Genomic DNA, 10,966 nt, shown 5'->3' on the forward strand with positions numbered 1-10,966 from the left:
GGGCTCATGACGCCCCCAGCTCGAGCAGCGCGCGGATGAGCGCCTGCTCCTCGGGAGTGCAGTCGCAGAAGCACGTCAGGCCGTCGGGCGCGGTCACGGGCGTGCACGCCTCGTACGCGCTCGGGTCGCAGACCAGCTCGCACATCGTCGGCGGTCGCGTGACGCACACGCTGGCGGCGCAGGTCTGGCCGGGCGCGCAGCCGCCGTCGTCGAGGCAGCCGGGCGCGTCGATCACGCACAGGCCCGCGGCGCAGGTCTGGCCGGGCGCGCAGCCGCCGTCGTCGAGGCAGCCGGGCGCGTCGATCACGCACAGGCCCGCGGCGCAGGTCTGGCCGGGCGCGCAGCCGCCGTCGTCGAGGCAGCCGGGCGCGTCGATCACGCACAGGCCCGCGGCGCAGGTCTGGCCGGGCGCGCAGCCGCCGTCGTCGAGGCAGCCGGCCGGCGGCTCGACGCAGACCCCCTGGTCGCAGACCTCGCCGGGCCCGCACGGGGCGCACGGCTCGTCGACCACGCAGGTGCCCTCCTCGCAGCGCGCGCCGTCGCAGTCGAGGTCGGTCGCGCACGGCGGCGCCGGCTGCGCGCACGTGTCGACCGCGCACTCCTCGCCCAGCGGGCAGTCGCTGTCGTCGATGCAGCCGTCAATGACGACGCAGATCCCGGCCGCCTCGTCGCAGCGGCCGACCGCGCAGTCGTCGTCGCCGGCGCAGGGTAGCTCGGTCGTGCACGCGTGGTCCACGCACTGCGCGCCGACCGCGCACTCGGCGTCGGCCTCGCACCCGTCGGGATCGGTGCACGCGCCGATCTGGGCGGGGCACCCGGCGTCGTCGCAGGTCGTCGGATCGACGCTCGACAGCTCCGCGCAGTGGCCGCTCGGACAATCGGCGTCGTGCTCGCACAGGATCGTATCGTCGACGCAGGTGCCCTCGTCGCACACCGTGCCCTCGGGGCAGTCCGCGCCGTCGACGCAGACGTCGGGCGCGCACAGCGGCTCGTCGCCGTCGCCCGCGACGCAGTGGAACCCGGTCGGGCACTCGTCGCACGGCGGCTGGACGCACGCGCCGGCCTCGTCGCAGATCAGCGGCGCGGCGCAGTCGTCGTCGCCGTCGCAGTCGGGCACGTCGATGCACACGCCGCCGACGCACGCCGAGCCCGCGAGGCAGTCGCCGTCGTCGGCGCACGTGGGCGCCACGCACACCGGCGCGCCGGTCTCGTCGTACCGCAGCTCGTAACCGTCCGGGCAGCCGCACGCGTCAGCGCCCTCGCCGGAGCCGGAGCCCGCGCCGGAGCCTTCGAGGTTCGCGCTCGTCGTGTCGAGGGAGGAGCTTTGACATGCGGCGCTCGCGACCAGCGCCGCACACAGGAGTGATCTCACCATCGTGACCTCCGGTTGGTGGGCGCGCCGCGGATCGCGTCGCGCACGCCGAGCACCTCAGCAAGCGCCGGTCCAAGACGCAGGTCGGCGGCTTTCGCGTGGTTGTGTCGAAGACGCTGCAGGCCGCGCCCCGCGGTGCGGTGCGGACCCCGCAGGCCGGAACACGCGGCGGTTCGGCGGCCCGGGCCGGCGATCGCGCACATCCGAGGGATACGCGCGCTCATCGTCGTGAGGCTGATCGCCGGCGCTGCCGCCGCCCTGGCGCATAAGGCGCATCGGCGCGGTCTTGGTCGCTGGCGGGTTCGGCGGCGAGTTCCGGGTGGTGCCGAGGGAGCGCCTCGGGCGGGCGGGAACGTGAGGGTGGGTACCGACGTCGGGCGGCAGCCGAGGGTCGGGGCGCGCCGGGGCCATCCACGGGCTGGCGCACGTCGGGGGAGGACGGCGCGGACCGGGCTACGCCGGGGCGTAGACGTCGAGGTCGGGGGCGGGGCGCAGCCGCCGGACCAGAAGGGAACTGCTGAACGCCATCTTCCGATCGCCTGCGACCCGGAGCCAGCGTTCATCGACCACGTCCAGCGCTGCGCCGGCGCCTGAGCCGGCTGGCAGCGCGCCGTCGCATCGCGTACCATCGCGCGCGCATGCGATGCACCGGTGGGCGCGGCGCCGCCCTCATCGTCCTCGGCCTGACCCTCACCTCGTCGACCGCGCGTGCGGATAGGCTCGACGTCGCGCTCCCCGCGGGCTGGAGCGTGACCCACGGCGACGGGGTCGATCTCCTTCGGCTCCGGCGCGGCGCCACTGACGTCGGCGCTTCCCTCTACGTCGGCGTGTTCGCCTGCTGGCAGCCGCTCGTCGTCACCCCGGACCAGGTCACCGCGTGGGAGCCGACCTGGCTGCCAGCTGGTTGGCTGGGCGCGCGCCTCGGCGGCGACGTCGCGGCGGCGTGCTGGAAGGTGCCGACCGGGCGGCGCGTCGTGGTCAAGCTCCTGGCGTCGCAGGCCGACGCCGCGTCGTCCGACATCGTCGCGCTCCTCGACGCGCTCAAGGCGGCTGCCAGCGCGCCGGCCACCGACGACGGCGACGACGACGACGACGACGACGACGACGACGTTGACGACGTTGACGACAGCGACGTGGACGGCGACACCGACCCCGCGACCGACACCCCGCCCGCGATCGCGACCGACGCCGCGATCGCCCCCGCGACCACCGGCGACACCGTGGCCGACGTCACGACGGTCACCGACACCGCGCCCATCCCCGCGCCCACCCCGCACGCTGCGCGCAAGCCGCTCCTGCCCGTGCCGCTGCGCGTCGGGCTCGCCACCGTGGGGACCGACGCCGCGCGCGGCTGGGGCGTGCGGGTCGGCGCGCGCCTGGTGCGCGCCCTCGACTTCCAGGAGTCCACCAGCGCCGCGCTGGTCGGCGAGGTCGGCTGGGACGATCAGACCGGGATCGCGCACGACGTCCACGTCGAGCTCTCGCTCGGCGTCGGTGCCGGCTTGTCGTTGGTCGGCGCCGGCGGTCACGACGCGTGGGGTGACGGCACCAGCGCGGAGGTGCGCGGCGCCTGGTACGGCGGCGTCGGCGCGCGCTGGCGTAGCCAGTCCGTCCGTCCGTTCATGATCGAGCTCGCGCGGCTGTGGCGCGGCGCCGACGCGCCGGTCGCGGGCGCCGCCGACCAGGGCGCCGAGTGGCGGTTCAGCGGCGGCGTCGCGATGTGGCGCCGCACCCTGCGCGGCGTCTCCGTCGAGCTCCGCGATGTCGGAGCCACCACCACGATCGTCGTGGGTGCCGTGCTGGCGCTCTAGCGTCTCGCGGACGCCGCCGCGCAACGGCGCTCGCGACCGAGGTCATGAGGGCATACGTCGGGCGCGGGGGTAGCCCGACGCTGCACTTCGAACTCGAGCGCGACGCGCGCTGGTACGACGTGCACGACGTCGAGCGCGACCTCGTCGAGTACATCGACGGCTTCTACAACACGAGGAGACGCCATTCGCACAAGCGCTACGTCAGTCCTGTTGACTTCAGAGCGCCGCCTCCGTCAACTGGAAATTGCGGCGTAGTCGCGGTGTCCACGAAAGCGGATCAAGCTCAACCTGCGAGCTGTCGGCCGTGCGATGTCTCGGACGGTTGGGACTCACTCTCTGGGGACTCACGCTCTGGGCCTCACGCTCTGGGCCGATCGACTGGCTGATCGCGCGGTGGCGGCGGTGGCGGGCGCGCCCTGAGACTCGTGACCGGACGCACCCGGGGGCGCGGATGGTGATCGCGCGGCGAGACGCGCGGGTACGATGCAGACATATGAAGCCTATCGCCTGGACTGCGGTGCTGATCGCGATCGCGGCGACGACGATCGCCGATGTCCGGAAGGCGGACGCGTGCTCGTCGTCGTGCTGGCCGGGGACCTTCGTCCCCACCGAGGGCGCGACGGTGCCGGCCAACGTGCCGGCGCTGGTCTGGGGGCCGACCCTCGTCAACGGCGGGCCCGACATCACGTACGTCACGCTCACCCGCGACGACGGCGTCGGGAACCCAGTCGTGGTCCCGTTCACCGCGACCCAGGATCCGGCGGGCTACTTCCTGCTGGTGCCGTCGGAGCCGCTGGTGGTTGGGGCGACCTACACGCTGGTCGACGACAGCCCGTGCGACATCTTCCCGACGCCGCGCGCGACGTTCACGGTCGGGCCGTCGGCGCCGCTACCGACCCGGCTGGGCACCTTGACCGCGGCGGTCGAGGCGCAGGCGCAGCGCACGCTGGCAACCGCGTCGGGCTCGTGCAGCGTCGAGGCGATCGTCGCGGGCGTGGAGATCGCGGTGGTCTTCGACGCCGAGGCGGCGCCGTGGCGCGACGTGCTGCACTTCGAGACCCGCGTCGACGGCAACCCGTGGCACCCGCAGGGCAACATCCTCCTCGCGCCGGCGCCGGGCGCGAGCTGGGTCGGCCGCGGCGTCGATCGGATCTACGCGGTGTGCCAGAACCTCGACAACTTCGGCTTCCCGTCGCTCGACCTGCCCCAGGGCGGCCACGAGGTGGAGATGCGCGCGACGATGCCGGGCACCTCGCTCGCGTTGTCGGCGGGCCCGGTGCCGGCGTTCCTGGCGTGCGCGCCGCTGCTCGACGCCGGCCACAGCGACGGCGACGCCCAGCTGGGCCCCGATGCCGGCTCGAGCGTGATCGACGGCGACGGCGGCTGCGGCTGCGGCTCGTCGGGCGGCGGCTCGGCGTCGTGGCTCGGCCTCGCGCTCGCCGCGCTGCTGTTCAGAACGCCCCGCGCACGCCGAGGGCGGGCAGGAACGGCAGCTCGGTGATGCACGCGGTCCACCAGGTGGGCGGCGGCGTCGGCCATGCGCCGACCGGGGCACGACGGGCACACCGCCCGACCTTGCAGGGGAACGCGAGCAGGCGATCGCAGCCGCAGTCGCCGCAGCGGACCCGCACGGAGCCATGGGCGAGGACGCCGCAGGTCAGGTAGGTGCGCAGCTCGCGCTCGACGTGGCGCGGGACGCCGAAGCCGTGGGCGCTGCGCGCGCGGGCGCCGGCGAGGAATCCCTCGAGGTGGTCTCGCACCACCGCGCGCAGCACCGTCGCCTCCGGCCGCCGCCGCTCGGACGCTGTCGTCCCGCTCGCCGCGACCACCACCCGGCGCGCAGCACGCGGCGGGCCGGGCGCTCGGTCGAGAACGTGTTCCGCGCGTCGCCCGTCTGAGCGTCGGGGCGCATGTGGCCGCATCGCCTGGTGGAGGCAGGTGCCCGGGGCCGTGGTCGTTCTGGCAGCGGTGGCAGCCGATCGGAGGAGGGGCCTCTGGCAGCGGTGGCAGCCGATCGGAGGAGGGGCCGATGCCGCGACGCCGCCGCGACCGCGCTCGCGCGAGGAGGTCGATGAATCGAGGTTGACCGGTTGGCGGGTGCGCGATACCGAGTGGCATGGACCGGGTCGTGAACCAGCATCGACGCCTCGGGCTCGACGAGCCGGGGCGGCGGTACCTGCGACGTCACGACGACCTCGCGGCGCGAGAGTTCGACGAGGCGCTCCGATCGGCGGAGGAGCCGGCGGCGTGGACGTGCGACTGCGATCAGTGCGCGTACGTCCTGTCGCCAGCCGACTTCATCCTGCACAGCGCGGCGGCCAGCCTGGCGGGCTTCGAGCGTCCGGGCTTCGCGCGCCTGCGGCACGGCCCCGCGCCCGTGGCCGACAGCGCGCCATCACCGAGCGCGGGGGACCTGGCCAGCGTGATGCTGGCCCACCTGCGGGCGGTCGTGATCGACGGTCTCGACGTCACGTTGGACGCCAGCGCCCTCGGCCAGGCGGCGCGTTCCGGGCTGCGGCTGGCCGCGCGTGACACGCCGGCGCTCGCAGCGTGGTGCGCGGCGCGGCCGGGGGCGGTGGCGATGCTGCTGGCCCTGGCGCCGTTCTGGATCCGCTCGCTCGATGGCTGGGCCCCGCCCGCCGACGCCGATGGCGAGGACGTCGGGCTGGCGGTCATGAAGCACCTCTTGGTGCGCTACCCTGTGCCGGTCCCGCTGTACGCGCCGTGGCGAGGGACCTCGCCACCCCCGTTCAAGTGGGCCGTGTGGCTGGTGGTCCTCGGGCAGGGCGGCAGCCTGCACGACGCGGCGCGGGTGTTCGGCTGGCGGGTCGCACGCGCGCTCACCGGCTGGCTGGCGCAGGCGCCGGTCGAGCTTGGCCCGGTCGAAGCGGTGATGTGGGCCGAATTGCGGCGCCTGCGCGTCGGCGAGCCGGTCGTGCGCCGCCTCGGCACGCACCCCGCCTATCTCCTCGATCCGACCGACGATGGCGAGGGCGCGCTGCACGACCCGTTCGGCGACGACCGGGCGCCGCTCGCGCCAGCGAGCCAAGCAGCCCAGCGGCGGTTCTGGGACGAGACCGTGGCCTGGCTCCAGCGCCACGGCGCGGCGTTGACCGACGACGACACGGTTGCCGTGCTCGACTGGGCGATGCACTGCCACATCGAGGGCGCGCGCCCGGGCGGCGTGCCCTTTCGCTGGCGCGGCCGGACTGCGGCCAGCGTCCTGGCTGACGCGCGCTCGTACCATCAGCGGGTCACCGCTGGCCGGGGCTGGGCCAACGGCGCGGCGATCGCGTGGGCCCGCCATCGCGACGACTGGGCGCACGAGGACGTCGATGGTCGCTGGCTGGTCCGGGAGCTGTGCAGCGGGGACGCGCTGGCCGAGGAGTCGCAAGCGCTCCTGCACTGCGTGTTCGGCTACGCGTACCGGTGCGTCCAGGGGTTGTCCCAGATCTACTCGGTGGCGCACGACGACGAGCGCACGCTCACCATCGAACTCGACGCAGGCGGCGACGTCGTCCAGGTCCGTGGCCGCGCCAACCGAGCGCCCACCGAGCGCGAGCTGCAGATCGTCGCACGGTGGCGGAGCGCAGCGCCGGGCGTCGCTTCGGCGCGCGCCCGATAGTGCGGGTCCGCGCTCGAGCGTGCGACCTGATGCATCGCGCGCGCGCCAGAATCGGGGAGGACCATTGCGGGGCCGCGGGGCCCCGGCTCCGATGCTCCAGCCCCAGATTCCGATCGCTGCCCCAGATTGCGATCGGCTGGCTCACCGGATGGCAGCCGATCGGAGCAGGGCAGCCGATCGACGTAGCAGGGATTCCGCGACGCGATTCGTCGTGCGCTCACCGTGTAGTGTCCCCCCAAAGTCAAGACACTCGCGCACCCGGGATTCGGGCAGTGCGGGCAGGCGAGTGACGGGGTCGTGGTCGACGGATGTGGCTCCTCGGGGGCGAGGCCGCATCCGCAGCGGGCGGATCCGCGATGCCGCGTGGCAGCCGCTGCGACCCGGGTGCTGCCACCCGGATCGGATCCACCGTCGAGCAGCTCGTCATCCATGCGCCGCTGCACTGCACGCGGCGTGCCGGCCTCAGTACATGAACTCGATGATCGCGATGTCGCCGTTGCTGAGGATGTCACCCGGGATCGGCGCCAGGCCGCGGCCCTGGAACGCGGTGCGACCGTGCGACACCGAGTTGAGGTCGTCCGACCCGCCGCGGCTCAGGTGGCCGTCGTCGTACCAGGCGTAGATGACGTCGTCGTTGTTGATGTCGACGCCGCGGACGTCCGACATCGTGTACGACGGGTGCGGCACCGAGGTGTACAGCCCGTGCACCGCCGACAGGTTGTCGGAGTGGCCGATCGACGCCTGCCCGGTCGTGTACCAGGCGTAGACGTTGCCGTTGTTGGCGATGCCGACGTCGACGATCGCCATCGGCGACAGCGGCGAGGTGAACACGGAGGGCGCGGTGTAAGCGTCCAGGTCCTCGGTGGTGCCCTCGGAGACCGTGCCGTTGGCGTAGAACGTGTAGACGTGATCGTTCGACGCGATCGCGATGCCGACGATCGACGCCGGCGTGTAGAAGTAGTAGAAGTAGGGCTGGGTCGGGTCGAAGCGCGGCGGCGGCAGGGTGAACGCGTAGCGCGAGCGATGGGCCTCGAGGGTTGTGCTGCTGCCCGACGTCACCGAGCCGTTGCTCCACCAAGTGTAGACGTGATCGTTGGCGGCGATCGCCGACGCGACGATCTTGATGGCACCCTCGGCCTCGCCGTAGGGCGGGTGGCGCAGCAGGGTCGGGCTCTCGTTCTTCGAGAACTGGTGCGAGCTGTAATGCATGATCGAGTACGGGTCGTAGTCGCCGTACTCGAACGAGCCGGTGCAGTGCTTGTCGAAGTTGTGGACCTTGTCGTCCTTGATGTTGCCCCAGAAGACGCGCACGTAGTCGTCGCGGTCGCACCGGGTCTGCTCGTGGTGCAGCCCGAGCGCGTGGCCGATCTCGTGGACGGCCGCGGAGCGGTCGCAGTGGCCGGGCACCTCGTACCGGTAGGGATCGAGGTTGGCGTCGAGGTCCCGCGACGAGCCGGCGGTGACGCGCTGGTCGCTGTACCAGGTGTAGACCCAGTCCGCCGACGAGATCGCCATGCCGCGCACGTTGGCGCCCTGGTAGTCGCCGGCGTGGGTCACCGACTGGCCGCTGGCGCCGAGCGCGGCCGCCGTCCCGACGGTGCGCCAGGTCGAGCCGGACGTGTGGTACCAGGCGTACACGGCCCCGGCCTGGTTGAAGTCGATGCCGACCACCTTCCAGCTCTCGTAGTTGGCCAGCCCGCCGGGCAGGGTGAACGCCGCCGACGGCAGCTCGGCGCCGAGGGCGCTCGAGGTGCCGATGCTGTACGTGCGATCGCGGTACCAGGTGTAGACGTCCTGCGTGCTCGGCTCGATGCCGATGTCGAGGATGTCGGCGGCGGTCTTGCCGGGCGGCAGGGTGTAGGCGTACTGCGCGGTCAGCGCCTCGAGCGCGCCCGAGGTGCCGACCGTGACCATGCCGTCGTCGTACCAGGTGTAGACCTTGTCCTGGTCGTTGATGGCCATGCCGACGATCTGGTCGGCCGACTTCCCGGTCGACAGCCGGATGTACTGCTCGCCGCCCTTGCGGCCGAGGTCGGCGAGGCAGGCGTCGTTGTGGTTCCTGAAGCGGATGTGGTCGACGTAGTCGGGGAGGCCGTTGACCTCGACGAGCTGGATGCTGGTGGTCTTGTCGTTCCACTCCTGGACCGCCTCGTAGACCCGGTCCTTCTGCGGCAGGTCGGAGGCGACCTCGAAGGGCACGTACCCGTTGGACCAGCGGTTGGTGTTGAAGAGGCCGGGGTTGAGGCCGATGCCGCGCAGCTCGCTCTGGGCGCACAGCGCGTCGAGCTCGTCCTCGCGACCGAGGACGATGTCGCCCTCGAAGACGAGGAGGCCGTCCTCGATGACGACGCTGGGCGGCAGCTCGCAGGCGGCGCGGCGGTCGACGGGGACCTCGCCGGCGTCGAGGCCTGCGACGTCGCCTGGGTCAGGTGGTGCGACGCAGGCGCCGGTGAGCGCGAGGGAGAGGGACAGGAGGTGGGGGACGCGGCGTGAGATCGGACGGGTCATGGGGTTCCTTGATCGGGTTCGCAGCGGTAGTGACCGGACCGAGCGAGGCGTTACCGGGCGGTTCGCGGGCGTGCGGGACCGTGCGCGCCCGTTCACGCACGCCGGACGCACGGGTTAGCATCGGGCGTGGCCGACGACCGCGTGACGATCGACGTCACCCCTTCGTCGAGCTTCGTCGAGCTGCAGCCGATCGGAGGAGGGGGGCCGATCGGAGCAGGGCCGATCGGCGCAGGGGGGGCCGGCGGAGTAGGGCCGCCGGCCGCCCCGTCTGGCGCGACGCAACCGGCGGCGCGCCTGGCCGATACCCGGGCCAGGCGCCAGGGTGGGCGCGGGCCAGGAGCGAGCGATGGCGCATCGGCAGCGGTGGTACGTGACGCAGGTGGTGTTCGAGGTGACGATCCGGACGCTCTTTTGAGATGAGACCGCACCGGCCATTCCGATCGGCTGCCGGCCACTCCGATCGGCTGTCGCCGCTGCCACCCCGGAGGAGGCTGCGACCGGTGGCCGCCGATCGGATCGAGGTCGATCGGCTTAGACGAGCGACGCGCGGAACACGTTCTCGACCGAGCGGATCTCGTAGTTGAGTCGATCCAGGAACGTCAGGCCGACGAGTCCGTCGATCCCGTAGCCTTCCGCCAGATCGAAGACATGAACGCGGAAGCGCTCATGGGCGAAGCCGAGCGCGGCAAAGCGAGCGACGCGCAGGGTGTAGCCCTGCTCATCCCCGATCGCTGACCTCACACGCGTGACCTGCGCACCGTCGCGTACCGTGTAGCCGAGCGCGTCAACCACCCAGGGGTTGATGACGGTCTCCGTCGATCCGGTGTCGAGCGCGAGGGCGACTTCGACGTCACCGCTGGGCCCACGGACGCTCGCCTCGACCACGATCAGCCCGTGCGCGCGGCTGATCCGCGTCTCGATCGTCGTCATCGCCGCGAGCGAATCACGCCGGTATAGAGATGCCGGACGCTGGCGTGCTGCTCGCGGAACGGCCGCAGCGCCCGCAGCACCTCCCATGGGGACGCACCGTGGCTGACGACGCGAGCGCCGCGCACGTCGTACGGCGCATCGCTGCCCTTGTCGACGTCGACGAGGCCGACCCACTGGTCGGGAAAGGCGGCGCAGATCTCCGTCCAGCTCATCGGCAGGGCGGCCGCCGCGTCGGCGGCAACAGCGACGCTCGCTGGAGTTGTCAGCATCGCCGAAGCATCGCGCAGGTGGTCGCCGTGTCAAGTTTCGACTCCCCGTCCTCCGGGTGGCAGCCCGTCCTCCGGGTGGCAGCCCGTCCTCCAGGTGGCAGCCCGTCCTCCGGGTGGCCGACCGCCCCGCTGAGCCTGGGCCGACGCAACCGCCGGCGCTCCTGGCCGATACCCGGGCCAAGCGCCCAGGGTGGGCGCACGGGCCACGAGCGAGCGATGGCGCATCGGCAGCGGTGGTACGTGACGCAGGTGGTCTTCGAGGTGACGATCCGGACGCTGGGCGGGAAGTTCTGGCTGCGGCCGGACGCGGCGTGCAAGGCGGCCGGCGACCATCGCCCGTCGGTGATCAGGATGAGAGCCACACCCCTTGCACTGGGGCCGCGCCGGCGCTGAGCGCCGGGCCGCGATGCCGGGTGGTAGCCGATCGCGATGCCGGGTGGCGGCCGATCGG

8 protein-coding genes are annotated in these 10,966 nt (G+C 72.9%); 3 read left to right on the top strand and 5 right to left on the bottom strand.

Annotated features, from left to right (window positions below):
* Positions 1–4 precede the first annotated feature (4 nt).
* Positions 5–1,375 (bottom strand): hypothetical protein, encoded by a 1,371-nt coding sequence (locus IPL61_13070; GenBank protein ID MBK9032229.1) that lies wholly within the window; start codon positions 1,373–1,375, stop codon positions 5–7.
* A gap of 635 nt (positions 1,376–2,010) precedes the next feature.
* Between IPL61_13070 and IPL61_13075 the strand changes: the two genes are divergently transcribed.
* Both IPL61_13075 and IPL61_13080 read left to right on the top strand, forming a co-directional pair.
* Positions 2,011–3,183 (top strand): hypothetical protein, encoded by a 1,173-nt coding sequence (locus tag IPL61_13075; GenBank protein MBK9032230.1) that lies wholly within the window; start codon positions 2,011–2,013, stop codon positions 3,181–3,183.
* Positions 3,184–3,676: 493 nt separating this feature from the next.
* Positions 3,677–4,684 carry a hypothetical protein gene (locus IPL61_13080; protein ID MBK9032231.1) on the top strand — a complete coding sequence of 336 codons (1,008 nt, stop codon included), beginning with the start codon at positions 3,677–3,679 and terminating at the stop codon, positions 4,682–4,684.
* Here the strand turns inward: IPL61_13080 and IPL61_13085 are convergent.
* Complete coding sequence (locus tag IPL61_13085) at positions 4,635–4,946, bottom strand: transposase zinc-binding domain-containing protein (protein ID MBK9032232.1); 312 nt, start codon at positions 4,944–4,946, stop codon at positions 4,635–4,637. The genes IPL61_13080 and IPL61_13085 overlap by 50 nt on opposite strands.
* Positions 4,947–5,299: 353 nt before the next feature.
* Between IPL61_13085 and IPL61_13090 the strand changes: the two genes are divergently transcribed.
* Positions 5,300–6,808 (top strand): PcfJ domain-containing protein, encoded by a 1,509-nt coding sequence (locus IPL61_13090; GenBank protein ID MBK9032233.1) that lies wholly within the window; start codon positions 5,300–5,302, stop codon positions 6,806–6,808.
* A gap of 462 nt (positions 6,809–7,270) precedes the next feature.
* Here IPL61_13090 and IPL61_13095 read toward each other — a convergent pair whose 3' ends face one another.
* From IPL61_13095 to IPL61_13105, 3 genes are all read right to left on the bottom strand, one after another.
* Positions 7,271–9,316 carry a hypothetical protein gene (locus IPL61_13095; protein MBK9032234.1) on the bottom strand — a complete coding sequence of 682 codons (2,046 nt, stop codon included), beginning with the start codon at positions 9,314–9,316 and terminating at the stop codon, positions 7,271–7,273.
* A gap of 531 nt (positions 9,317–9,847) precedes the next feature.
* Positions 9,848–10,246 (bottom strand): retropepsin-like domain-containing protein, encoded by a 399-nt coding sequence (locus IPL61_13100; protein MBK9032235.1) that lies wholly within the window; start codon positions 10,244–10,246, stop codon positions 9,848–9,850.
* Complete coding sequence (locus tag IPL61_13105) at positions 10,243–10,515, bottom strand: hypothetical protein (GenBank protein MBK9032236.1); 273 nt, start codon at positions 10,513–10,515, stop codon at positions 10,243–10,245. The genes IPL61_13100 and IPL61_13105 overlap by 4 nt, the downstream gene beginning before the upstream one ends.
* Between the last annotated feature and the right edge of the window lie 451 nt (positions 10,516–10,966).

Source organism: Myxococcales bacterium (genome assembly GCA_016717005.1).
GTDB lineage: Bacteria > Myxococcota_A > Polyangia > Haliangiales > Haliangiaceae > UBA2376.